Raw genomic sequence first — 22,447 nt, forward strand, 5'->3', positions numbered from 1 at the left:
CGGGAGCTGGATGGAATGACGGCCGGAGGGACCGCCGTCACCCGGCGGCGTCCAGAAGCCCCGGGGAGAAGCGCCGGACTGTTTCCGTGACGCCCAGCTCGGCGGCGATCCGCGACGCTCCGGCCAGCGTGGTCCATGGACCGATGTATCCGGACCGAGGTGCTCGGCATGGTGGCTTGCACCGCTCGAATGGGGTACGGTCCCGCACGACCACACGACCCAGCCCGTGGAGATCCCGATGTCCGCGTCCGACGGGGAACGGCCGGAAACGCCGCCCCATGTGAAGACCCTGGAAAGCCTGGCCCGCAAGGGGTGCTCGATCGGCGACCGATTTGCCCCGGGCTCGCCGGAAGGCCGCGAGGCCATCGCCTACTGGTTCGAGGTGATCCAGTATGCGGACCGGATGCTCAACCTCGCCTGCAACGACTATTACGACCTCCGGCATCCCAAGCATTACCTCTGGACCGGCCACGCCGCCTTCCTGGTGGAGAATATCCGGCCGGGCGAGCGGGTCCTCGATATCGGATGCGGGGCCAGCTACTACCAGCAATGGATGGCGCAGACCGCGGCGGAGGTCGTCGCCGTCGACATCAACCCGGACCGGGTGGCCCAGTCGATCCGCAACAACACCATGCCCAACCTGCGCTTCCTGACCATGGACGCGACGCGCGAGCTGCCGGAGGGCCGGTTCGATGTCGTCGTCTGCTCGCACGTGCTGGAGCATCTCGACGACCCGGTGCCGCTGCTCACCAATCTCGCCCGCCACATCCCGAAGATCGTGGTCAAGGTCCCGGCCGTGGACAGCACCTGGTACAAGCTGGTCCGGAAGGACATCGGCCTGTTCTGGATGGACGATCCCGACCACCGCCGGGAGTACACGCTGGATCTGCTGCGCGAGCATCTGGAGGCGGGCGGCTGGACGGTCGCCTCCCTGGTCCGCGGCTTCGATCTGCGTGCCATCGCCACCTCGCCGGCCGCGGGTTGAGGCGGGGCGGGCCGCTCCCCCACCATGGACCCTGGAATGGACAAGCTCAGGATCTTCATCGACTACCCCGTCAGCGAAACGGGTCAGTTCCTCGGGCTGGCGGTGCAGCAGCTCCTGCACGACCACCTGAAGACCCGGTCCGACGTGGAGGTCGTCCGGGACGACCAGGATTTCGACATCATCCTCGTGGCCAACGGCGACTCCCACTATGTGGGCCGCAACCCGCCGGGATCATGGGGGAGCGCTGCCTTGACCCGTTCAAGTCGCTGGTCTGAGCGCGCGGGCGGGTGGCTGTGAGCGCCCGCCCCACGCTGCTCGCCGCCGCCGCCATCGAGGCCGGGTCGCTGTTCGCCCACGCCGTCAACACGGTCAAGATGGCCGAGGGCTTCGCCCGCAACGGGCTGAACGTGGTCTTCGTCTGCCTGGAGCCGGCCGGCGGCCCGGTGTCGCCGGAGCGGCTGAACGCGCTCTACGGCCTGAACGCGCCGCTGGACTGGGTGATGCTGCCAGCGAATGCGGACGGCACCCCGCGCGGCGACGGCATGGGCTTCGCGGTCCCGGCGCTGGAGCTGGCGCGGGCCCGCGAAGCCCGTATCGTCTACGCCCGCAGCTACGTGCTGCCGGCGCTGACGGCGCGGGAGGGGATTCCCACGCTGGTCGAAGCCCACACCGACCCGTCCAACGCCCGGCCGGACTTCGCCGACCTGCTGGCCGCCACCCACCTGCCCGGCCTGCGCCGGCTGGTCACCATCGCGCCGGTCCTGGCGCGGGGGTACGCCGCCCGCGGGGCCGCCGCCGACCGCATCGTCGTGCTGCCCGACGCGGTGGACGAACGGTTGTTCGCCCGTCCGGCCGTACCGCCTCCCTCCCCGCTGGGGCCGGGGCCGAACGCGGTGTACGCCGGGCATCTCTACGACTACAAGGGCATCCCCGCCATTCTCGAAGCGGTGGCCCTGCGCCCCGGCATCCGCTTCCACCTGGTCGGCGGCTGGCCGCAGGATGTGGAGCGCACCCGCGCGCGGGTGGAGGCGGCGGGGCTGACCAACATAACGCTGCACGGGCTGCGCGCCCACGCCGAGATCCCGCCCTTCCTGTGGGGCGCCGACGTGGCGCTGCTGCCGCCCTCGGCCACCCACCCCAGCGCCGCCTGGACCAGCCCGATGAAGCTCGGCGAGTACATGATGGCGCGGGTGCCGGTGGTGGCAACCGGCATTCCGGCGCTGAGGCACTGGCTGAGCGGGCGGGAGGCGGTGTTCTGCGAACCCGACGACGGCGCCGCCCTGGCCCGCGCCATCGACGAGGCCATCGCGCCGGGCGCGGCGCGCGACGGGCGGGTAGCGGCCGCGCACCGCCTGGCGGAGCGGTGGACCTTCACGAGGCGGGCGGCCATGCTTTTGGATGCCTGCGCGGCCTGACGCCCCCCGTCCGTCGAGCGGGGGCCCCGCCGTCACATCCAGTCGAGGTTGATATTCTCCAGACCGGCGTCGCGGATGCGCTTCCGCAGCCTCTCCGTCTCCGGGCGGAGCTCGGGGATCTTCGCGTCGTGCAGCTCGACGAAGGCGTGCCGGATCCGGTCCTGGAGGCCGAGATCAAGGAGCCGGTGCAAGATCGCCACCTCCGCCCCCTCCACGTCCATCTTCAGCAGCGTCACCGGGCGGTCGAGCGCACGGACGAAGGCCGCGAAGTCCACCGCCTCCACCGTCACTCGGTCCTCCCGGCTGACGTTCCCCTTGAACGGCAACAGCGAGGAACCGGTCGACCAAGTCAGCGGGTCCTGCCGGGCGTTGACGTGGAAATGCAGGGACGCCGGGCCGTCGTCGAGGGCAACGGCGGCCTGCCGCAGCGTGACGTTCGGGAATGGCGTCAGCCGCCGGGCCAGCTCACCGGACGCGTGCGGGTTCGGTTCGAAGGCGAAGACGCGCGCCCCGCGGCGTGCCATGGGGAGCGTGAACAGCCCGACATTGGCCCCGCAGTCCACGGCGATGTCGCCGGGCTCCAGAGCGGCCACCCGCTCTAGGAAGGCATGCTCCACCGCGTGCTGCGCGGCGGCGATGCTCCTGTCCCCGGTCATGCAGTGGACCCTTTCATGCCAGCACGGGGATCGGCGCGTCCAGCAGCACCCCGGTGCGGCGGCGGACGCGTTCGGCCTCGGTGATCGAAGCAGCGTTGGGCACGGCACCGAATCCTTCTGCATCAGTGCGGAGCGGGCCCGTCCGGTCGGTTCGTCATCGCCGGGCGGGGCGCACCGTCCGGCTATCTATTGTGAAAGTTTTCGGGGACGCAAGGCATTTGGCCGCAGGGCAATCGTTTGAAGAGCTTCGGCAGTTCGTCGGCCGATGACGTGGGCCTCGCTGGCTGATTCCGTGAAATCCGATCTCGATCCGTGAAATCCGTGTCGATCATTTCCATGCTGCGCATCGCCAATTCCTTCGACGCTCCAATCCCGGCTGTCCGCATGGCCGGTGCCGAGGATCGGTGTGCAACCATCCAACCGTCAAGAGCGGCTTTCTTTGAATGACCCTGCCCCGCATCATGGAGGCGATGGACCTTTGCCCGACGGGCTGGCACAATGCCGCGCGTGCCCCCCGCAGCGTGCAGCGCCCGTTCCTCCGGGCGTGCCATGGACCTGGCCGCAGCGGCCGCAATCGAGACACGGACACTCTCCCGTATGGTGCCTTCCGGACTTCCACCCCAGCCGCCGGTCCCGGCCCCTCCCTCCCTCGCCGATCTTCACCTCGTCCTGTTCATGACCGACGGCATCTCGCTGCGGATCTGGGAGGAGGCGGGGATGTTCGAGCGCGAAGTGGCCCTGTACCGGCGGCTGCGGCCCTATCTGCGCGCCCTGACCATCGTCACCTACGGCGACCGCTGGGACGCCGCCTGCCGGTCGCGCCTGCCGGGCATCCGCATCGTCTGCGACCGCGGCCTCGGGCCGGCGCGCTACCGGGACTGGATCGCCCGGCGGCTGCCCCGCCTCTGGCGGGGTCCGACGCTGGTGAAGACCAACCAGACCGCCGGCGCGGACACCGCGTTCGCGGCCGCGCGGACGGCCGGGGCCTGGTTCATGGCGCGCTGCGGCTACATGCTCTCGGAAGCCTGCGTCCACCTGCACGGCCCGGACAGCCCGCAGACCCAGTCGGCGCGGGCGCTGGAGGCCGCGGTCTTCCCCGCGGCCGACCGCTGCGTCGTCACCGCCGACGCTATGCGCGGCAGCGTCCTGGCGACCGGCGCCGACGCGGGCGCCGTCACGGTCATCCCCAACTACGTGGACACCGACCGTTTCGCCCCCGATCCCGGCGCCCGGCGGGAGCCTGGGCCGTTCCGGGTGGCCTTCATCGGCCGGCTGGTCCCGCAGAAGAACCCGCTGCTGCTGATCGAGGGGCTGCGCGGCCTGGACGTGGCGCTCGACGTGGTGGGACAGGGGGAACTGCTGCCTGCCATGCGCGCCGCCGCCCAGGGCATGGACGTGACCTTCCACGGCATCCTGCCGCACCTGGCGTTGCCCGCCCTGCTGCGGCGGGCGGATTGCTTCCTGCTGCCCTCCGGCTACGAGGGGCATCCCAAGGCACTGCTGGAGGCCATGGCCTGCGGCCTGCCGGTGATCGGCGCCAACCGGCCGGGCATCTGCGAGGTGGTCCGGCACGGCCGGACCGGCCTGCTGGTGGAACCGGAGGCGGACGCCATCCGCGACGCGGTGCGGACACTGGCCGGTGACTGCGGCCTGCGGGCGGCGCTGGGCCGGGCGGCGCGGGAGGAAGTGCTGGCGACGCTGTCGCTGGAGCGGACGGTCCACAACGAGCTGGCCCTGTACCGGGACATCCTGGCGCGCCCGCCGAAGGCGGCCGGGGCCGGCGGGGAGGCGCCATGTCCGCGGTGAACGGCGACCTGCCGCTGGATCGGGCCGGCCGGCGCGCCTACCTGGCCTTCATCCGCGCGCAGATCGCGGAGGGCCGTGGCGAGCCGCCGCCCCGCCGATGCGGCTGACGGCGGAGGAGGAGGCCCCGCTCCGGCGCGGCGCCTCGCCCCTGCGCACCTACAACGACGCGTCCCTGTCCAGGCTGCTGGACGGGCTGCCCGGCATGCCCCAGTCGATCCTCGACGTCGGCTGCGGGCGCGGCCATTACGTGGAGTTCTTCCGCCGGCACGGCTTGTCCGGGCGCTATCTCGGGATCGACGTCGTGCCCGGCGCGGACTGGGAGCGGTACGCGGCCACCCCCTCCCCGCTGGAGGCGTCCTACCGCTGCGGCCCGATCGAGACCGTACCCCTGCCCGAAGGCGCCTTCGACCTCGTGCTGTCCTCCTCCGCCCTGGAGCATGTCGAGGACGACCGCCAAGCGGTGCGGCGCATCTTCGCGGCCACCCGGCCGGGAGGGCTCAGGCTGCATCTGGTGCCGGGGCTGCGGTCGCACCTGCTGTTCGGGTATCACGGCTACCGGCGCTACGGCGCCGGCGGTCTCACGGCGCTGTTCCGGGACGCCGGCTTCGAGATCCTGGCCTTGCACCGGCAGGGCGGCGGCGTCTCATTCCTGCTGCACATGCTCGCGATCGGCATCCTGGAAAGCGGCCGGACACGGGGGGTGCTGCACGACCGGCTGCGCGACGGCGGGCCCGACGACCGGTTGCGGGGGCTGGCCTGCCGGCCATGGCTGACCGGGCTGCGCCGCCCCGGCCCGCTCCTGGCCATCTACGCGGCGCTAGCCAGGGCAGCCGTCCGCCTCGACCCGCTGGTTCCCGGTCCGACCAGCGGCTATGCCATCCTGGTCCGCCGACCCTGAGCCGCCCGGCGGGGGCGGCACGCGGTAGAGGCGCAGGTCCCCCTCCACATCGGCGACGAAGAGACCTTGGCCGGCAAGCCCGCCGAGCCCCTCCAGGATCTCCCGCCAGGCGCCGGAGGCGATAACCACCGCCCGTCCGGTAGCGGGCCGCGCCAGAAAGTCGGCGCGGCTGAGCAGCGGCAGCCCCTCGAACCCGCCCCGGCGGACGCTGTCCACGAAGCCAGCCACGCGGCACCCGCGCAGCCGGCGCAAGACGCGTAGCACCGCCCGTCCGCCTTCTCCCGCCCCGTAGATCCAGACTCCGGCGAATCCCGACAGTTCCGTCCACGGAACCACTCCGGCGCCGGGGACGGCGTGACCGGTGCACGCGAAGTCGAAGTCCGGCGGCCGGGCGGCCCAGCGCCGGGCCGCGCGGGACCGCCCGAGCGCCAGGCAGGCCGCGACCTCCGGCGCGTCGAAACGGGCCGCGAGCGCCAGCAGGCGGCGCCCGTCCCAGCCGCCGGCCAGCCGCCACCCCAGGGCGGCGACGGCCGTCCACAGCACCCGCCGCGCCACGGCCGCCAGCGTTTCCCGCAGGCCGGCGACGTTCCGGGAATCGCGCGCCGCCAGCCCGTCCAGCAGGCGCAGCGTGGCCAGGGTCAGGGCCAGGGTATCGGAGGGATCGCAGGCCGGAGCGCCCGTCTGGAGGCGCCAGACGGGCGCCGCGACCCGTTCCGGATCGAGGTCGCCGACGCCGCAGGACAGCCACTCCACCCGCCGGATCGCACCGGCCACGGCCTCCTGCTCCACCTTCCGGGTGGCGGATATCCCCTGGTCGTTGATCCGGTAGCGCAGCAGCGGCACGGGAAGGTTGGCCCCCTGGCCGCGCCGCAGCAGGCGCATCCACAGGTCGTAGTCCTGAGCGCACGCCAGCCGCTCGTCGTAGCCGCCGGCGGCGTGGAAATCGGCGGCGCGGAACAGCGTGGCGGGGTGGCAGAAGGGGTTGGCAAAGAGCGCTGTCCAGCGGATCGCGGCGTCCTCCTCCGGCAGCCGGATGGTGCGCAGCGGGGCGCCCCCGGTATCCACCGCGACATAGTTGCTGCCGACGACCGTCAGGCCGGGCTGTGCGGACAGCCGCTCATATTGCGCCGCCAAGCGGTCGGGATGACTGATGTCGTCGGCGTCCATGCGCGCGATCACCGGGGCCCGCGCCAGCCCGGCCGCCCGGTTCAACGAGACGGTCAGGCCGAGGTTGCGGTCGTTGACCACCAGGCGCACGCGGCGGTCACGCTCGGCCAGGGCGCGCAGCCGCTCCGCGTGAGGCGAGCCGTCATCGACCAGGAGCAGCTCGAAGTCGCCCAGAGTCTGGCCCAGCAGGCTGTCGACCGCCGCGTCCAGGAACCGCACGTCCCGGTGGACGCTCATGAGAACGCTGACGAGAGGGTGTGCAGGGGGGCCGGCGGCCCGTGCGGCGGCGGGCATCAGGCGGGTCGGGCGGGCCCGGGCAGCGCCCCCTCCGGAACGCCGAGGAAGCGCATCGTCTCCTCCCCCACCCAGCGACGCACGGCTGCCAGGAACGGCACCATCGCCCCGCGGTGGTGAGCCGTGGCGCGCCGCCGGACCTCCTCCGCCTCGGCGATCCTGCCGAGCATGTGCAGGCCGATGGCGGCGTCCAGCAGGCCATGGAGCATCTGGGGATCGACGACGAGGGCTTGGCGCAGCAGGGGCTCGGCCCGCTCCGCCTCGCCGAGGGCGATCAGGGCCAGCCCCTGGAGTGCCAGGATCGAACCGCGCCCGCCATGCGGGCTGGCGGCGCCCCGCTCCAGGGCGTCCGCCGGCCGGCCCCGCACGAGGTCGAACAGGCAGCGGTGGAAGACCACCGGCAGCGCGTCGGGTTGCCGCTCTGCGACGGAGTCCAGCGTGGCGGCGACGGCGTCCGGGCGCCCGCGCACGATGTCCGTCAGAACGAGGGAGAACGCCGCCGCGCTGTCCACCGGGTCCAGGGCGCAGGCCCGGGCGAGGAAGCCGGCCGCATCGTCCAGGGCGAAGCGGATCTGGCAGGCGATGGCGGCCTCGCGCAGGCGGACCGGGTTCTCCTCGTGGAAAAGGCCGAACCGCAGCAGTGGCTCCGCCAGATCGTGGCGCGACCGGCCCGCCCACTCCATTCCCAGGAACCCCGCCTCCGCGCCGAGCGACGCCATCTCCCGCCCGGGCGAGGCAGCGCCGGCTGGGAGCGCGGCGGGCGTCTCCTCCAGCATGCCGGCGAACCACACGAGCATCTCGGCCGGGGGATGGCCCGGCTTCAGCACCAGCGCCCGGCGGCCGCGCTCGCGCATGGCGTCCGGGCGCCGGTCCCGCAGGTCCAAGAGCCCGAGGCGGACGCAGCCGGTCGCCTCGAGGTCCATGTCGAGGGCAGCGGCAGCCCGGCGCGCCTCGGCCGCGGCGGCGTCCTGGTCCATGGCCTCCAGCGTCTCGACCAGCCCGGCATGGGCCTCGGCCGACTCCGGCATGATTGCGATGGCCCGGCGGAACGCCTCCACCGCTGCGGCCTGTGAGCCCTCCCGGCACAAGGCCACCGCCATTTCGAGCTGGTAATTGGCGAAGGTGTCGCGGCGGATGCTCTGCCGCCAGGCTTCCACCTGCTCCGGCATGGGCGGCGCGACGGAAGCCGGCCGATGAAGGGCGTCGCCTGAACTCACTCGAACCTCTTGCGCAAACGGGCCGCGAGCCGGCGTTCCGGAGCGGGTCGGCCACGGACGCGCACTCTATCCGAATCCCCGGCCCCCCTCCAAGGGGTTCCCAGGGTAATCGGGTGAAGGAACAGGGCAAGGGCTTGATGAGCTTCAGCGCTTCGTCGGGGCAAGAATCGACACGGATTTTGCGGATCTGTGCCGGTCGCCGGCCGATGACGCGGGCTTCGCTGGCGGGCTTCCGTAAAATCCGGCACCAATCCGTGTCGATCGTCTTGCCTGCATCGCCCACGCACCGCGTTCAAGCGATGACCCTGAAGGGGTTCCGTCACAGGGCCATTCAAAGAAAGCCGCTCTTGACGGTTGCCGATCCTCGGCACCGGCCATGCGGACAGCCGGGATTGGAGCGTCGAAGGAGTGGGCGATGCGCAGCATGGTGATGCGCAGCATGGTGATGCGTAGCATGGTGTTGTGCAGGATGGCCATGGCCTGGGGCACCAGCCCCGGAACTCCGGCCAGAGCCGTTTAGGCTTAGCTGAAGTCGTTGATTTTCTAACACTCCCCGTTACCGGCAAGAATCTTGGCGTACCAGGCCAGATACCGCTCGATCATCACCCGCTCGTCAAAATGGGCCACGGCACGGCGGCGGGCGGCGGCGGCGAGCCGTGTGCGCATCGCCTCATCCTCCAGAAGCGCCGTCAAGGCTTCAGCGGCCTCCCCGACGGCGCCCGGCGTGACGAGCAGGCCGGTTTCTCCGTCCGCGATCTGTTCGGGAATGCCGCCAACCGCCGTGGCAACGACGGGCAGGCCGCAGGCCATGGCTTCCAAGACGACGGTTGGAAAGGTATCGGCCCGAGCAAAATGAACGAACACATCGGCGGCCCGATAGATGTCAGCCAGCCCGCTTCCATCGGTAAGGAAGGGAAAGGACCATACCTCCACACTTCCCCATCGCGTCCGCTCCTCCAAGCCCCCCGCGACCAGCAACAGGATGCGGCGCGGCGCCAATCGGGCGGCGGCCGCGCGGACGGCCTCCTCCAGGGTCCGAACGTCCCGCCACAGGTTGGCGAGTCCACCGTTGCTGACGAGCAGCGCGACGACAGCATCCTGCGGCACGCCGAACCGATCACGCGCCGCACGGCGGTCGCCAGGCTGGAACGCTTCGATATCGACGCCGTTGGGAAGCGTCACCGCCGCCCGGACGGACGAGGGAGGCAGGCTGCCCAAGGCGCGTTCCCGCAACCAGTCGCACGGCGCTGCGAGGAAGAAACGGCTGGCGCCGAGCAGGTCACGTTTACGGTCCCAGTTGTTCGCCGTGTTGTCCCGCGGCAGGGGAGGGTAGATGGACAAGTCGGGGCACATCCCACATCCTGTCCGCCACCGCTCGCATTCCATCGGATGGGCGCAATGACCGGTCAGCAGCCAGCAGTCATGCAGTGTCATCACGACAGGAACCCGTGTGCTCAGCCACGGCAGCACGCGCAGGTCGAAGTAGGCGTTGTGAAGATTGTGCAGATGAACGAGATCCGGAGGATCGTCGGCAAGGTCCAGAAGGTCCCAACTGCCCGGGTAGAAGAAATCCTCCATACCGGCGCGCAAAGCCCATTTCCGATCGTCCGGGCCCGCGGGCGGCGGTGCCGCCGGGTTGCGCGACGGCCGGTTGCGATCCCGAGACAGGGGCCTGACCCAATCATGGTCCAGCCGCTTGAATCCGACGGCCAACGTGGCCTCATGCCCTGCGAACCGGTACCCGGCCGTCAGCCGGAAGGCGATCCGCTCCGCCCCACCTTCCTGATCGGCCAGACTTACCGTAAGGACGCGCATGCGCAACGGGAGTGGGGAACGGGAGTGGGGAACGGGGGGACGGACCACAGGCATTCTCTTCACGGCGGCAGACTTGCAACAGGACCGATCTTACATTCTGTGGAGCTATGCGGGAAACTGGGTGATGACGGGCTGAGGAAGGCGGCGTATCGAGGCGGGTGACGAAGCCTGCCAGAACCTCCACGAGGGAGCGATACGTCATGGACGAGAATAGCAAGGTTGTCCGGTTGCGTCAGCCGGAGGAGATCGAGATGACCCGCTGACGGCCATCCTCCGTGCCGGTGCCCGCCGGTTGCTGGAACAGGCCATCGAGGCGGAGGCGGACGCCTTTCTGGCGTCGATGAGAGACGTGAAGCTGCCGGACGGCCGCGAGCGGGTGGTCCGGCACGGCCACGGCCCGGAGCGGGCGATCCAGACCGGCATCGGGCCGGTCCCGGTGCGCCGGGTTAAGGTGCGCGACCGCGGAGCGGAGAATGACGCCGAGCGCATCCGCTTCACCTCGGGGCTGCTGCCGCGCTGGGCACGCCGCACCCGCAGCCTGGACGCGTTGCTGCCCATCCTCTCCTTGCGCGGCTTCTCCACCGGCGACTTCCAGGAGGCGCTCGGGGCCTTGCTCGGCCGGGACGCCCCGAACCTGTCGCCCCCGGTGATCGGCCGGCTGAAGGAGGAGTGGGTGGCCGACTACGCACGCTGGCAACGGCGCGACCGGTCGGCGCGGCGCTATGTGTATGTCTGGGCCGACGGCGTTTATCTCCAGGCCCGCATGGAGCCGAGCGCGGACTGCATGCTGGTGATCATCGGCGCCACCCCGGAGGGCCACAAGGAACTGGTCGGCTTCCAGATCGGCGTGCGCGAGAGCGCCCAGAATTGGCGCGAACTGCTGATCGACCTCCAGGCCCGCGGCCTCACCACCGCCCCCGAACTCGCCGTCGCCGATGGCGCGCTGGGCTTCTGGAAGGCGCTGGAGGAGGTCTTCCCGACCACCCGGCACCAGCGCTGCTGGCGGCACACCATCCGGACGCAATCCGACAACCGGCTCCTTCGGGACATCATGCCCCGGCGGTGGAGGGCGTAGCGGAATAACATGACGGATCTTCAACGTGTCTTCACCCACGATGATGCGCTCGATGACGAGCTGCAAGATGGCCTGTCGGTCGGCAAAGGTGGCGTCCCGCAGCCGCCCTTGGATGCGTTCGCAGAAGGCGGTCAGGTTCGCGATCACCTCCCGCGCGTTCGCCCGTTGCTGACGAAGTTGCTCGACGTGCTCCAACTCCAACGCCAAGGCTTGGCGCTGATCGGCCAGATGTCGGCGGCGCTCCGCAAGTTCGTCAAGTCTCAGTACACCGGCTTGGTAGGCATCCAGAAGGCGTTGATCGGCCTGGGACAGACGGCGCAGGCGTTGATGAACGGTATCCGTCAGGGGCGCCCCACCTGGCCGACTTGGCGCTGAGGCCAGTAGTTTCCCGCGCGAACCGATCATCAGCGGGAGGCGGCGATGGGGTCGACGGTGGCGGGCTCGGCCGAGTCGTTTTGGCGGGGGCACGTTGAGGCGTGGCGGGCGAGTGGCCGGAGCCGCAGCGATTACTGCGCGGCGCAGGGGTTGTCGCGCAAGACCTTCGGCTGGTGGGCCTGGCGGCTCGATCGCAACCGTCGGCCGGCGGAGGTGGCGGGCCAAGCCGGGCGTTTCCTTGGATGTACGACCGCTTCTCGCTGGGGTATTTTCTGACCGCGGCCGAATTCGCCGGCGCGACCGTCTGCGGGGCCGCGCAGTCCGCGATCCCGGGCTTCGCCGGTTACTATCTCGACACCCTGCCGGACGGTGAGATCCGCAAGTTGGCCGAGACGAACATCGTGCTGAATTGCCATCTCGATGCCGCCGGGCCCTACGCCAACAATCTCCGCCTTTACGAAGCCACAGGGGTCGGTTCGTTCCTGCTCACCGATTGGAAGCCCAACCTTCACAGTCCGTTCGAGATTGGTACCGAGGTTGCCGCCTACCGCGATGCCGGCGACGCCGTTCGCCTGATCCGGCAGTACGAGGAGTACTCGGAGGAGTGCCGTACCATTGCTGAAGCCGGACAGCGGCGGACGTCACACCTACGGGCATTGGGCCGCGAAACTGACCGATATGCTTGGAGCTCTATTCCCAGGTCGGCTATGACAGGCCGACGCTGGCCTGCTGCAATCCCGAACGTTCCATGACGGTGAGGGGGATGCCACCACAGGCCCTCCCAGCCTTGTCACCATCTGAGGAAGCCTTGCCACCATGACCCATTCCCGCCGCATCTCGGTGATCGGACTCGGCTATGTCGGCCTGCCCGTAGCGGTCGCGTTCGGGCGGACGGGCGTGCCCGTCGTTGCCTTCGATATTGACGCGCGCCGCATCGCGGCGCTGCGGGCCGGGCACGACCATACGGGCGAGGTGGCGGACGTGGATCTAGCTGAAGCGCGCCTGCACCTGACCGACGCCCCAGAAGATCTGGCGCGGGCTGATTTCCACATCGTCACCGTGCCGACCCCGATCGACGACGCCCGGCGCCCGGACCTGCGCCCGCTGCTGGCTGCCAGCCGTACCGTCGGGCGGCATCTGAAGCGTGGCGATGTGGTGGTCTACGAATCCACGGTCTATCCCGGCGCCACGGAGATGGACTGCGTGCCGGTGCTGGAGGCGGAATCGGGCCTCACCTTCGGGCGGGACTTCACCGTCGGCTATTCGCCGGAGCGCATCAACCCCGGCGACAAGGAACACCGGTTCGAGACGATCACCAAGGTGGTCTCCGGCTCCGATCCGGCGACGCGGGCGCTCGTCGCTGCGGTTTACGGCAGCGTGGTGAAGGCCGGCGTGCACGAGGCCGCGTCTATCGCCGTGGCGGAGGCCGCCAAGGTCATCGAGAACACCCAGCGCGACGTCAACATCGCGCTCATGAACGAACTGGCGGTGATCTTCCACCGCATGGGCATCGACACCCGCGACGTGCTGGCCGCCGCCGGCACCAAGTGGAACTTCTTGAAATTCCAGCCAGGTCTGGTCGGCGGCCACTGCATCGGCGTGGACCCCTATTATCTGACCCACCGGGCGGAGCAACTCGGCCACAACCCGGAAGTCATCCTAGCGGGCCGGCGCATCAACGACACCATGGGCCAGTATGTGGCGCAGGAGACGGTGAAGCGGCTTCTGCGTCGGAGCACCGGGCCGGCTAGGCCGCTGCGGGTGACGGTGCTGGGCCTGACGTTCAAGGAGGACGTACCCGACATCCGCAACACCCGCGTGGTGGACATCGTGGCGGAGCTGGCGTGCTTCGGGGTGGAGGTCGCGCTTCACGATCCACTCGCTTCGGCGGAAGAGGTGGCCCACGAGTATGGCCTGACCCTGACCGCGCGGGATGCCCTGCCGCCCGCCGATGCGGTGGTGTTGGCCGTTCCCCACGCCGTCTACCGGGCGGAAGGCTGGGAACTGGCGACCGGTCTGCTGAAGGACCGCCGTGGCCTCGTCATGGACGTGAAGAGCCTGCTCGACCGCGGCGGCGTGCCGGACGGCGTGGAGCTGTGGCGGCTGTAACTGCGGCCCGCTTTGAGCGGAAGTAATATCAAGACTCGCGGATCATGAGCGATGCGCCCAGTCGCGCAGTCCGATGGATATAATGGTCCGGGGCTGCTCGACGAGGGCGTTCCAGGCGAAGCAGCAGTGATCGAGGATGTCCTGGTAGGAGGCGAATATCCGGTTGGAGAGCCAATTGTCGCGTATGTACTGCCAGATGTTCTGACCTGAGACCGGAAAAATCCTCCAGGCATAGGTAGAGTCCGTCATCGAGAGGAGACGGACGGATGAGACGCAGCCGGTTCAGCGAGGAGCAGATCATCGGCATCCTGAAGGAGCAGGAGGCCGGTCAGAAGACGGCGGACGTGTGCCGCCGGCATGGGATCAGCGAGGCCACCTTCTACGTACGCCTCCGGTGAGCCTTTCAATTACCCACATCCTGCCGGTTCGTCGGTGACGGCGGCCCCGCCCCGAACCCGAGCAGTCTCCAGCCTGTTGGCATCGAACGATGTTCGGGTGGTGCCGAAGGCTGTGGGTATCAACGCGTGGATCGAGGATGAACTGGCCGGCTGGCACTTTGCCGATGAGCGTCTGGGCCGGCGGCTGAGCACGTTGCTCGATCAGATGGCCGGGGCGATAGGCGACAGCATCCCCTTGGCCTGCCAGGACTGGGCCAGCACCAAGGCGGCCTACCGGTTCTTTGCCAACGACCGGGTGAGCGAAGCGGAGATCCTCGCCAGCCACTTCGATTCGACACGCCAGCGGGTCGCCGCGACCTCCGGCCCCATCCTGGTTATTCAGGACACTACGGAGTTCTCCTTCCAGCGCGAGCATCCCGAGAAGATCGGCCAGACCTGCCGGGTAAACAGCGGTCAGGATCAGGACGGCCGGTTCCGCATGCACACCGTGTGTGGGCTGCTGATGCACGCCAGCTTGGTGGTCACGACCGAAGGCCTGCCCATGGGCCTCGGCGCCGTCAAGTTCTGGACCCGGACCAAGTTCAAGGGAACCGCCGCTCTCAAGAGAAAGATCAACCCGACGCGGATGCCCATCGAGCAGAAGGAGAGCGTCCGCTGGCTGGAGAACCTGCGCTGGACCACGGAGCGGTTCGGCGATCCCGACCGCTGCATCCATGTCGGAGATCGCGAGAGCGACATCTACGAACTGTTCTGTCTGGCTCAGGAAATGGGCATGCACTTCCTGGTGCGAACTTGCGTCGACCGGCTTGCTCTCGGCGTCCCTCGGCAAATTGCAGCACGGTGACCAGCGCCAGCCGCCACGGCACCAAGCTGGGCTGACCGCGCATCGGGAACAACTCGGTGAACGTGCTGTCCTCGAACAGACCGCCGAGATCGTCACGCATGCGGAGGGTAATGTTGCCCTTCTGAAAGGCGGCTCTGGCGACTTGCACGGTGCGCTCCGGCACCGGCCTGATCGGCTCCGGCTTCAGGCGCATGGTGGTCCCTCCTTCCCAGGATAGACCTCGAACAGCAGCACCAGCCGCGCCGTCATAGGCTCCCGCCGATTTCGCCAACGGCATCAGATTCTGCGATGCCCCCGGATCGCGCGAACCGTCCGGGGTTTTCCAATTGCAGTCGACAGTGGCGGTCAGAACGCCTTCAGCTTCTTCCAGGCGAACAGCACCATGCGCAGCAGCAGCCAACCGTGGCTGAAGCGGCTGATCTGCGTCTCGCCGTAGCTGCGGTCGGCATAGCGGATCGGCACCTCGACGATCTCCAGGTTCAGTTTGGACGCGCCGAAGATCAGGTCGAAGTCGCCGAACGGGTCGAAGTCGCCGAAGTAGTGGCGGTTCGCCACGATCTGGTCGTAGTCGCTCTTCCACAGCACCTTCGTGCCGCACAGCGTGTCGGTGAAGCGCGTGTTCAGCAGGAAGGAGAAGATGCGGGCGAAGGCGCGGTTGGCGATCCAGTTCAGGAAGCGCATGGCTTGGTCGTCCATCGGGTAGACCAGGCGCGTGCCGTTGATGAACTCGCCCTGGCCGGACGCGATGGCGCGGTAGAATTTCGGCAGGCTCTCCGGCGGGACGGTCAGGTCGGCGTCGAGGATGATGAGAATGTCCCCGCGCGCCGCGTTGAAGCCGGCGCGCACCGCGTCGCCCTTACCCTTGCCGGGCTGCTTCATGACCTTGATGTCCCAGTCCGGGTAGGCGGCCTGGACGCGCAGGCATTCCTCGTAGGTGTTGTCCTGGCTGTTGCCCTCGACGTAGATGACCTCCAGGTCCGGGCAGAAACGCGGCAGGCGGCGGATGGCGTTCTCGATGTTGCCGCGCTCGTTCCGGCAGGGGACCAGCACCGTGCAGGACGGCTGCTTCTCCGGCGCCCGCGGGCCGGGACGGGCCACCACGTAGTTGCGCAGGCACAGCTTCCGGACGCCGGGTAGCGGGGCGATGCTGCGGTTGATCAGCGTGCCGAGGCCGAGCAGGCGGCGTGGCACAAGCTGGCGCCACTCCCGCTTCACCGGCTGCCAGCCGGCCAACGTCAGCAGTCCGGCGATGTCAGCACTGGACAGCCAGTTGAGCTGGCCCTGCGGCATCTTCAGCCCGAGCTTCTCGGCAAGGCCCAGCACCGGCTCCCACAGGCGGGAATGGTAGCTGACGATGATGCGGGTGCGCGGTGTAGCGAACCGGTGCAGGTGGCGCAGCGTCTCCTCGATGTCGTCGAGAAAGCCGATGGTGTCGGACAGCAGGATCACGTCGAAGGTGCCGGTGACCCCTGCCAGGACCGCCGGGTCCTCCGCGTTGCCGGTGTGGAACTCCAGCCCCGGATGGCGCTGCTGTGCCCGCTCGACCATCGCCGAGCTGAGGTCGATGCCCACGCCGCGCGACGGCTGGAGGAAGGCCAGCGTGTCGCCCGTGCCGCAGCCGACCTCCAGCACCGAGGCATTCTCCGGCACGAGGAAGCGCAGATAGGCGCGGTCGGCCTCGTGGAAGGCGCTGTTCCGCTCGACCCAGCGATCGCGCTCCGCCGCTAGCCGGTCGAACAGCTCTCTCACCCCCTGCTGGCGGGGCGACAGGGTGCGCGTTTCGCCGGCGGTGGGGGCGCCGGCCACGGTTTCAAGGGCTTCAACGGTCATGGGTACGGTCCGAAACAGCGTTTCCGGAAGCGCTTTGGCTTCCGCGGGACAGGGCGAGCCAAGCAAGGCCGCCGGGAAGAGCCGTCAGCGTCACCGACAGCCCGATCATCAGGGAAAGCAGAAGGGCATCCTCGAACGGAACGCCGAACAGGGCGAAGCCAGCCACCATCGTGCCCTCGCGCACACCCCAGCCGTTCAGTGAGATCGGCAACGCCGTCGCGATGATCGCGGTCGGCATCACCGCCAGGATATCGAACGGGCCGAGGGACAGGCCTATGGCCCGCGCGTAGAGCAGGGTGGCGGCCAGCGTGCAGATGTGGACCAGCACGCTGTGGCCGAGCGCCTTCAGTGTGGCCGGCGCCAGAAAGGCGGCGCGCAGCCGCGCGACCAGGGTGAAGGCGGCGTTCACCAGCCGGTGCGTGCGCAAGGCCCCCGGCAGCGGCAGGCGGTCGATGGACAGGCCGGCGGCGAAGCCTGCCACCCCCAGCAGGACCAGCACCGGCAGCATCCAGGCCATGTCCGGCGGCACCACGGCGGCCAGCCGCGGCAAGCCGGCGAACAGCAGCAGGCACACGCCGAGCAGGGCGAGCAGGCGGTCCAGCACCAACGCCAGGATCACCGCGCCGGGGGATTGCCCTTCCTTCCAAGTCAGCCAGCCGCGCACCGCGTCGCCGCCGATGGCGCCGGGCAGCACCTGCCCGAAGAACAGGCTGGCGGCCATCAGCATCAGCGCCTTCACCGGGCCGATTACCAGACCGGTAGCCCGGCAGGCGGCGCGCCAGCGTTCGCCGGCGAAGAGGACGGCGAGGAAGCTCAACCCCAGCCCCAGCAGAAGCGGCGGCAGGGGCGCGTTCGCCAACCGGTGCGCCATGCCCGCCCAATCCGCCTGGGACATCAGCCAGCCGACGAGCGCCACCGTGAGCCCGACCTTCCCGAGAAGCGGCAGGATCTTGTGCCCGGAACGGGTCGGGACGGGTAAAATGGCTTCGGATCTCATCGGCGGAACAATCGGATCGCGGCGTTTCATACGAATTGCGGCAGGCGGGCGCACTGTAACGTTCTACCAGGAAGATTACCACGCCTTCCGTTCTTCACCTTTGCCTCGGCCGTTCTTCAGTCATTCCGTGGGGCGGCCATCCTGCGGCGATCGCGTGAAGCAGCGGATTGACGCCGCTGCCGGCGGCTTCGGGATGCTGGGCCAGATAGGCGGCCGTGCTGAAATCCGGGCCGGGATCGCGGCCCGCGGCGGCGCCGTGCCGGAGATAGTGCAGGGCGGGGTCGAGTCCGCCCGCTGCCGCCTCCGGATTGTGCCGCCAGTAGAAGGCCGGATCGAACAGGCCGCTGGCATAGAGAGCGCGGACCTGCCGGTGCTCCCGCAGTCGCGCGGGAAGCTGGAGCGTCAGGGTCCAAAAAACGAGCTTGGCGGCCTGCCGCAGCGCCCGATGGGAGGCGAACCGCCGGACGGTCCTACGAACGGCGCCACGGGCGCAGCGCAGCGGGGCTGTCATCCGCCAGGAGGTGGAGGCAAGCACGCCGTCGAGCCGCCCGGCGAGGTCCGCCGCCTCGGCCCGCAGCCTTGCGGCCTCCGCGCGATCCCGTTCGTGGCTTTGGGCCTGCGCCTCGGCCCGCGCCACCGCGTCGGCCAGGACGCTCTGGAAGGTGGCGTCGCCGTGGAACGGGCTCCGCTCCAGCGTGTCGGTTGGGTGGTTGTGGAAATAGGTCAGGCAGAGCTGGACCGGGCCGGTCAGAGCGTGCCGGTCGAGCACGTCGAGCAGGCGGGCGGCCCGTTCCCAATCCACCGACCCGCGCTCCGCCGCTCCTCCCCGGACGGGCCGGTCCCACAGTCGGCGCAGAAAAAAGGCTACCGCAGCCGCATGCTCCGGCTTGACCCTCTGCGGCCCCTCGCTGATCGTGTTGGTGGTGTGTAGCCGGTAGCTCAGCAGGGGCCGGTCCAGGATGTGGAAATCCGCCCCCTCGGCCAGCAGACGCAGGAAGAAGTCCAAGTCGTGGGCGTAGCGTAGCGGGCTGAAATGGCCCACCCGGTCGAACAGGCGGCGGCGGACCATTAGGTTCGACGTCGTCATGACGAGGTTGGCGTTGATCAGCGACAAAGCAAGGTCGCCGTTGCGGCGGTGGAATGCCATCGCCTCGTCGTGCCACGGATTGGCCATGGGGCGCCCGTCCCCGTCGATGAAATCCAAGCCGGTCGCCAGGGCGTCTGTTTCCGGCCGTTCCCGGAAGGCCGCGGCCATCGCGGCGAGGCGGTCGGGGTGATAGAGGTCGTCGGAGTTCAGGATGGCGACAAGATCACCGGTCGCCCGGTGGATGCCGGCGTTGATCGTGGCGTGCGCCCCGCGGTTGGGTTGCGACCAGAAGACCAGCCGCGGCCCCGTCTGGCTGGCGCCCTGGAACAGCGCCTCCACCATGCGCGCCGACCCGTCGCGTGAGCCGTCGTCGACGACGATGATCTCGTGCGCGGGCAGGGTCTGCCGGAACACGCTGTCCAGCGTCTGCGCGATGAAGCGCTCATGGTTGTAGAGTGGGATGACCACGGAAACCCGCGTGGCGTCCAGTTCCATCCTTCGAAGCCTCGCGTGTTTGCCCGTCCCGCCGCCGTGTAACCCATCGGGCGAGCGGGCTCAAGCGGCGGGCTTACGGATGCGGCGCAGGTCCCCGCCGGGCCCCCAGCCGTCCGACCACCCGGACCAGCAAGCGTAGCGGGGCGCCCAGGTCCCACCAGCCGGAGGTCAGGGCGGAGAGCGCCCCATGCAGCTTTTCCGGAAGCGGGGCGCCGGCCGGTGGCAGCGCCACGGTCCGGGGACGGCCTAGCAGCCGCCGCACCGCCGAGCCGCGCAGACCATCGAGCGTCGCGTCGACCCGCCGGCCGGCGTCGACCAGCTCCGCGCGGGACCTGTCCAGCTCGCTCCGCAGCGCTTCCGTCTCGTGGTGCAGGTCGCGATGGAGCCGGTAGAGCCCGCTGGCGAAGGTGTCATCAACCCGCAGCGGCGCCGGAACGCGGTCCCCCGCCGACAGAAGTGGCCCGTCGGCGGGGCGCCAGCCGCTCTCTTCCAGCATGGCGCGGAACAGCGCCTCGTAGCGTCCGGCCTGATGGTCGAGCGTGAAGCCTTCCTCGATTCGGCGGCGGGCCTCCCGCCCCCAGGCGGCTGCGGTCGCCGGGTCCGCCACCGTGTCCAGGACGGCCCGCGCCAGGGCGGCGGCGTCGAAGGGGGTGGCGAGCCGGCCGTTCACTCCGTCCTCCATCAAATCGGGCATGCCGCCGACGGCGAAGGCGACCACTGACGTGCCGCAGGCCATCGCTTCCAGCATGATGTTCGGCTGGTTGTCCTCCAACGACGGCAGGACGACGGCGTCCGCCGCGGCGTAGGCCGCCGCCAGCCGCCGGTCGTCGCCGATGTAACCGAGGTCGTGCAGCCGCACCCCCTGCTCCGCCAGCTCCATTGCGGCATGGCCGAAGGTCATCACGCTCAGCCGCCCGGCCTCCAGCAGCGCCCGGCCCCGCGGGTCGCCGCGCAGGTGGCTCAGCATCGCGGTCAGATGCTCGAACCCCTTGCGCCGCTCGCCCGCGTGGTAGGCGCCGAACAGCAGCGCCCGGTCGTCCGGATCGATCCCGAACGCCCGCTTGGCCGCGGCCTTGTCGGCGGGGGTGAAGACGTCGGTTTCCAGGGCGTTGGCGATGGTGTGCACCCGGCCTTCGGCGAAGACGCGGCTGCGCCGGGCCTCCCCGGCCAGCCAGACCGACGGCGACACGGCGGCGACGTTTGGCCGCGCCAGGGCAGCGCGCTTGGCCGCGAGCACCCGTCCGGTGACCCCCAGCGGATCGTCCGAAAGCTGGGCGCAGGGCGTGCAGCCATCTGTGTAGCCCGTGCAGCCGGCGGCGTAATGGCAGCCGCCGGTGAAATGGGCCATGTCGTGCAGGGTGAGGACGACGGGCGGTCCCAAACGGGCCAACGCCCCGAATCCCTCCGCCGACAGGAACTCGGCGACCCAATGGACGTTCAGGACGTCATAGCGGCTCAGGACCGGAAGGTCGGCGAGCGCGCAGCCGACCGTTTGGGCCGTGAAGACGGTATTGGACAGGGCCGTCCGGCGCGGAGCGATGTAATGGTCGCCGAAGAACCAGGCAGCGGCCTCGCTGTCCGGGTCTGCCAGCGGGCGGATGCCCACGCTGCCCGACGGGTCGGCGTCGTGGTCCAGGCAGAACAGATCGACCCGGTGGCCGCGCGCGCGCAGCCCGCGGATCAGGCGGCGCATGGCGCGCGGCGCCCCCCCGCGGGCGGGGTCCTTGCTGAGAACGGCGATCTTCATGACCGGGAGGCGGACCCTCCCGGTGCCCCGGCCTGCCCCACGGACTGCTCCAGCGAGCGTTCCCAGGACAGCGCGCTGCGCACGATCCCGTCCAGCCGGTCGTGCTTCGGCACCCAGCCGAGCTGCTCCCGGATGCGGTCGGCCCCGGCGACGAGTTGGGGCGGATCTCCGGGCCGGCGGTCGGCGAAGGTGGCGGGCACTTGCTCGCCGCTGACCTCTTCCAGCGTGCGCACCACCTCGCGGACGGAGGCGCCGCGCCCGTAGCCGCAGTTCATCAGCAGGCTCCCGCCACCGCGCCGCAGATGGAGCAGCGCCAGCACATGCGCGTCGGCGAGATCGCTGACATGGATGTAGTCGCGGATGCAGGTGCCGTCCGGCGTGTCGTAGTCGGTGCCGAAGATCGCCAGCGGCGGCCGGCGGCCGAGCAGCGCCTGGCAGGCCACCTTGATGAGGTGGGTCGCGACCGGCGTCGCCTGTCCGGTGCGGCCCGCCGGATCGGCGCCGGCGACGTTGAAGTAGCGCAGGATGACGCTGCGCAGCCCATGGGCCGCTCCGGCGTCGCGCAGCATCTGCTCCGTCATCAGCTTGGAGGCGCCGTAGGGGTTGATCGGGACGGTCGGCGCGTCCTCGCGGATCGGCACGCTTTCCGGCGCGCCGTAGACCGCGGCGGTGGAGGAGAAGACCACCTTGTCGATCCCCGCCCGCAGGCAGGCGCCGAGCAGCGTCAGGCTGTTGGCGGTGTTGTTCCGGTAGTAGTCGAGCGGCTTCACGACCGATTCCGGGACGACGATGGAGCCGGCGAAATGCATCACCGCGTCCACCCGGTGGTCGCGCATCACCCGGTCCAGCAGTTCCGCCGACCCGATGTCCCCCTCGACCAGGGGCACGGCGGCGGGGATGGCCTCGCGCCGGCCGGCCGACAGATCGTCGATCGTCACCGCGGGAATGCCGGCGTCGGTCAGGGCGTGAAGGACATGGCTGCCGATGTACCCTGCCCCGCCGGTCACCAGGACACGGGGAGAGGCCGCCGTTTGATCCGTCATGCTGCGCACTTCCTTTCGCCCTGCTCCCGGATGTCACAGGCCGCCGCAAGGGCGGAGGCGCACCGGGCCATGGGCCGTGGCTACAGGAAATCCCGAAGCCCTGTCAACCTGACCAAAAAGTCGCCTTCAAAGGCGTCTTCGGCGGTTGCGGCACCGGGATTCGGGGGAAACCGTGGTGCCCCAATCAGACAAAT

General features: G+C 69.8%; 20 protein-coding genes and 3 pseudogenes. 12 read left to right on the forward strand and 11 right to left on the reverse strand.

What is annotated here, in order from left to right:
- Positions 1–238 precede the first annotated feature (238 nt).
- From AMK58_RS28730 to AMK58_RS28740, 3 genes are read left to right on the forward strand one after another with little or no spacing between them, the layout of a single operon-like run.
- A complete protein-coding gene (locus tag AMK58_RS28730; protein WP_079285519.1) occupies positions 239–985 on the forward strand; it encodes a class I SAM-dependent methyltransferase in 747 nt (248 codons plus the stop codon).
- Positions 986–1,021: 36 nt separating this feature from the next.
- The gene (locus tag AMK58_RS28735; protein ID WP_035683501.1) at positions 1,022–1,282 is read left to right on the forward strand and encodes a hypothetical protein; all 261 of its coding nucleotides are present in this window, start codon (positions 1,022–1,024) and stop codon (positions 1,280–1,282) included.
- The gene (locus AMK58_RS28740) at positions 1,279–2,400 is read left to right on the forward strand and encodes a glycosyltransferase (RefSeq protein ID WP_059399815.1); all 1,122 of its coding nucleotides are present in this window, start codon (positions 1,279–1,281) and stop codon (positions 2,398–2,400) included. Before AMK58_RS28735 ends, AMK58_RS28740 begins: the two co-directional genes overlap by 4 nt.
- Before the next feature lie 32 nt (positions 2,401–2,432).
- Here AMK58_RS28740 and AMK58_RS28745 read toward each other — a convergent pair whose 3' ends face one another.
- The gene (locus AMK58_RS28745; RefSeq protein WP_051141036.1) at positions 2,433–3,056 is read right to left on the reverse strand and encodes an FkbM family methyltransferase; all 624 of its coding nucleotides are present in this window, start codon (positions 3,054–3,056) and stop codon (positions 2,433–2,435) included.
- A 597-nt stretch (positions 3,057–3,653) separates the two neighbouring features.
- Between AMK58_RS28745 and AMK58_RS28750 the strand changes: the two genes are divergently transcribed.
- Positions 3,654–4,862 (forward strand): glycosyltransferase family 4 protein, encoded by a 1,209-nt coding sequence (locus AMK58_RS28750; RefSeq protein ID WP_059399816.1) that lies wholly within the window; start codon positions 3,654–3,656, stop codon positions 4,860–4,862.
- 97 nt (positions 4,863–4,959) lie between these two features.
- Positions 4,960–5,760 carry a class I SAM-dependent methyltransferase gene (locus tag AMK58_RS28755; RefSeq protein WP_059399817.1) on the forward strand — a complete coding sequence of 267 codons (801 nt, stop codon included), beginning with the start codon at positions 4,960–4,962 and terminating at the stop codon, positions 5,758–5,760.
- On the opposite strand, the gene AMK58_RS28760 is transcribed toward AMK58_RS28755, so the two are convergent.
- The 4 genes from AMK58_RS28760 to AMK58_RS28770 form a co-directional block, all read right to left on the reverse strand.
- Positions 5,680–7,164: a glycosyltransferase gene (locus AMK58_RS28760; RefSeq protein ID WP_059399818.1), complete on the reverse strand. Its 1,485-nt coding sequence runs from the start codon at positions 7,162–7,164 to the stop codon at positions 5,680–5,682. The two genes, AMK58_RS28755 and AMK58_RS28760, sit on opposite strands and share 81 nt — an antisense overlap.
- A 56-nt stretch (positions 7,165–7,220) precedes the next feature.
- Positions 7,221–8,438: a tetratricopeptide repeat protein gene (locus tag AMK58_RS28765; protein WP_143265672.1), complete on the reverse strand. Its 1,218-nt coding sequence runs from the start codon at positions 8,436–8,438 to the stop codon at positions 7,221–7,223.
- 144 nt (positions 8,439–8,582) lie between these two features.
- Positions 8,583–8,915 carry a hypothetical protein gene (locus AMK58_RS31070; RefSeq protein ID WP_167555951.1) on the reverse strand — a complete coding sequence of 111 codons (333 nt, stop codon included), beginning with the start codon at positions 8,913–8,915 and terminating at the stop codon, positions 8,583–8,585.
- A 66-nt stretch (positions 8,916–8,981) separates the two neighbouring features.
- Positions 8,982–10,307, reverse strand: a complete 1,326-nt coding sequence (locus AMK58_RS28770; RefSeq protein ID WP_079285523.1) for a glycosyltransferase family 4 protein — start codon at positions 10,305–10,307, stop codon at positions 8,982–8,984.
- Between the two features lie 146 nt (positions 10,308–10,453).
- On the opposite strand from AMK58_RS28770, the pseudogene AMK58_RS28775 reads away from it, so the two are divergent.
- From AMK58_RS28775 to AMK58_RS28790, 5 genes and pseudogenes are all read left to right on the forward strand, one after another.
- Positions 10,454–11,262 (forward strand): annotated as a pseudogene (locus tag AMK58_RS28775) (IS256 family transposase); the annotation flags it as partial.
- Positions 11,263–11,337: 75 nt separating this feature from the next.
- A complete protein-coding gene (locus AMK58_RS28780; RefSeq protein WP_035683168.1) occupies positions 11,338–11,703 on the forward strand; it encodes a hypothetical protein in 366 nt (121 codons plus the stop codon).
- Positions 11,704–11,748: 45 nt separating this feature from the next.
- Positions 11,749–11,979, forward strand: coding sequence for an IS66 family insertion sequence element accessory protein TnpA (gene tnpA / locus AMK58_RS32025; RefSeq protein WP_404801054.1), 231 nt, complete (start codon positions 11,749–11,751; stop codon positions 11,977–11,979).
- The gene (locus AMK58_RS28785; protein ID WP_035683167.1) at positions 11,946–12,455 is read left to right on the forward strand and encodes a glycosyltransferase family protein; all 510 of its coding nucleotides are present in this window, start codon (positions 11,946–11,948) and stop codon (positions 12,453–12,455) included. The genes tnpA and AMK58_RS28785 overlap by 34 nt, the downstream gene beginning before the upstream one ends.
- Before the next feature lie 64 nt (positions 12,456–12,519).
- The gene (locus AMK58_RS28790) at positions 12,520–13,812 is read left to right on the forward strand and encodes a nucleotide sugar dehydrogenase (RefSeq protein WP_035683165.1); all 1,293 of its coding nucleotides are present in this window, start codon (positions 12,520–12,522) and stop codon (positions 13,810–13,812) included.
- 42 nt (positions 13,813–13,854) lie between these two features.
- Here AMK58_RS28790 and AMK58_RS28795 read toward each other — a convergent pair.
- A pseudogene (locus AMK58_RS28795) lies at positions 13,855–14,016 on the reverse strand (IS630 family transposase); the annotation flags it as partial.
- 62 nt (positions 14,017–14,078) lie between these two features.
- Here AMK58_RS28795 and AMK58_RS28800 point away from each other — a divergent pair.
- Positions 14,079–14,195, forward strand: a pseudogene (locus AMK58_RS28800) (transposase); the annotation flags it as partial.
- 91 nt (positions 14,196–14,286) lie between these two features.
- Entirely contained in the window at positions 14,287–15,054 is a 768-nt protein-coding gene (locus tag AMK58_RS28805) for an IS4/Tn5 family transposase DNA-binding protein (RefSeq protein ID WP_196813266.1), read from the forward strand.
- Positions 15,055–15,399: 345 nt separating this feature from the next.
- On the opposite strand, the gene AMK58_RS28810 is transcribed toward AMK58_RS28805, so the two are convergent.
- The 5 genes from AMK58_RS28810 to galE all read right to left on the reverse strand — a co-directional run bounded on the left by AMK58_RS28810 (position 15,400) and on the right by galE (position 22,253).
- The gene (locus AMK58_RS28810; protein WP_035683160.1) at positions 15,400–16,884 is read right to left on the reverse strand and encodes a glycosyltransferase; all 1,485 of its coding nucleotides are present in this window, start codon (positions 16,882–16,884) and stop codon (positions 15,400–15,402) included.
- Positions 16,874–17,881: a lysylphosphatidylglycerol synthase transmembrane domain-containing protein gene (locus AMK58_RS28815; RefSeq protein ID WP_059399820.1), complete on the reverse strand. Its 1,008-nt coding sequence runs from the start codon at positions 17,879–17,881 to the stop codon at positions 16,874–16,876. The genes AMK58_RS28810 and AMK58_RS28815 overlap by 11 nt, the downstream gene beginning before the upstream one ends.
- A 94-nt stretch (positions 17,882–17,975) precedes the next feature.
- Positions 17,976–19,463, reverse strand: coding sequence for a glycosyltransferase family 2 protein (locus tag AMK58_RS28820; protein WP_059399821.1), 1,488 nt, complete (start codon positions 19,461–19,463; stop codon positions 17,976–17,978).
- Between the two features lie 73 nt (positions 19,464–19,536).
- Positions 19,537–21,210 (reverse strand): glycosyltransferase, encoded by a 1,674-nt coding sequence (locus tag AMK58_RS28825; RefSeq protein WP_059399822.1) that lies wholly within the window; start codon positions 21,208–21,210, stop codon positions 19,537–19,539.
- Positions 21,207–22,253, reverse strand: a complete 1,047-nt coding sequence (gene galE / locus AMK58_RS28830) for a UDP-glucose 4-epimerase GalE (protein ID WP_059399823.1) — start codon at positions 22,251–22,253, stop codon at positions 21,207–21,209. Before galE ends, AMK58_RS28825 begins: the two co-directional genes overlap by 4 nt.
- Positions 22,254–22,447 lie beyond the last annotated feature (194 nt).

It is taken from the genome of Azospirillum brasilense (assembly GCF_001315015.1).
GTDB classification, from domain to species: Bacteria; Pseudomonadota; Alphaproteobacteria; order Azospirillales; family Azospirillaceae; genus Azospirillum; species Azospirillum brasilense.

Excerpts from the sequence above, each read along its gene's own strand:
- AMK58_RS31070 (WP_167555951.1), bottom strand. The coding sequence starts at position 8,915 with ATGGCCATCCTGCACAACACCATGCTACGCATCACCATGCTGCGCATC.
- AMK58_RS28815 (WP_059399820.1), bottom strand. The coding sequence starts at position 17,881 with ATGAGATCCGAAGCCATTTTACCCGTCCCGACCCGTTCCGGGCACAAG.
- AMK58_RS28750 (WP_059399816.1), top strand. The coding sequence starts at position 3,654 with ATGGTGCCTTCCGGACTTCCACCCCAGCCGCCGGTCCCGGCCCCTCCC.
- tnpA (WP_404801054.1), top strand. The coding sequence starts at position 11,749 with ATGGGGTCGACGGTGGCGGGCTCGGCCGAGTCGTTTTGGCGGGGGCAC.
- AMK58_RS28745 (WP_051141036.1), bottom strand. The coding sequence starts at position 3,056 with ATGACCGGGGACAGGAGCATCGCCGCCGCGCAGCACGCGGTGGAGCAT.
- AMK58_RS28730 (WP_079285519.1), top strand. The coding sequence starts at position 239 with ATGTCCGCGTCCGACGGGGAACGGCCGGAAACGCCGCCCCATGTGAAG.
- AMK58_RS28780 (WP_035683168.1), top strand. The coding sequence starts at position 11,338 with ATGACGGATCTTCAACGTGTCTTCACCCACGATGATGCGCTCGATGAC.
- AMK58_RS28760 (WP_059399818.1), bottom strand. The coding sequence starts at position 7,164 with ATGAGCGTCCACCGGGACGTGCGGTTCCTGGACGCGGCGGTCGACAGC.
- galE (WP_059399823.1), bottom strand. The coding sequence starts at position 22,253 with ATGACGGATCAAACGGCGGCCTCTCCCCGTGTCCTGGTGACCGGCGGG.
- AMK58_RS28825 (WP_059399822.1), bottom strand. The coding sequence starts at position 21,210 with ATGAAGATCGCCGTTCTCAGCAAGGACCCCGCCCGCGGGGGGGCGCCG.
- AMK58_RS28820 (WP_059399821.1), bottom strand. The coding sequence starts at position 19,463 with ATGGAACTGGACGCCACGCGGGTTTCCGTGGTCATCCCACTCTACAAC.
- AMK58_RS28785 (WP_035683167.1), top strand. The coding sequence starts at position 11,946 with ATGTACGACCGCTTCTCGCTGGGGTATTTTCTGACCGCGGCCGAATTC.
- AMK58_RS28810 (WP_035683160.1), bottom strand. The coding sequence starts at position 16,884 with ATGACCGTTGAAGCCCTTGAAACCGTGGCCGGCGCCCCCACCGCCGGC.
- AMK58_RS28735 (WP_035683501.1), top strand. The coding sequence starts at position 1,022 with ATGGACAAGCTCAGGATCTTCATCGACTACCCCGTCAGCGAAACGGGT.
- AMK58_RS28790 (WP_035683165.1), top strand. The coding sequence starts at position 12,520 with ATGACCCATTCCCGCCGCATCTCGGTGATCGGACTCGGCTATGTCGGC.
- AMK58_RS28755 (WP_059399817.1), top strand. The coding sequence starts at position 4,960 with ATGCGGCTGACGGCGGAGGAGGAGGCCCCGCTCCGGCGCGGCGCCTCG.
- AMK58_RS28770 (WP_079285523.1), bottom strand. The coding sequence starts at position 10,307 with ATGCCTGTGGTCCGTCCCCCCGTTCCCCACTCCCGTTCCCCACTCCCG.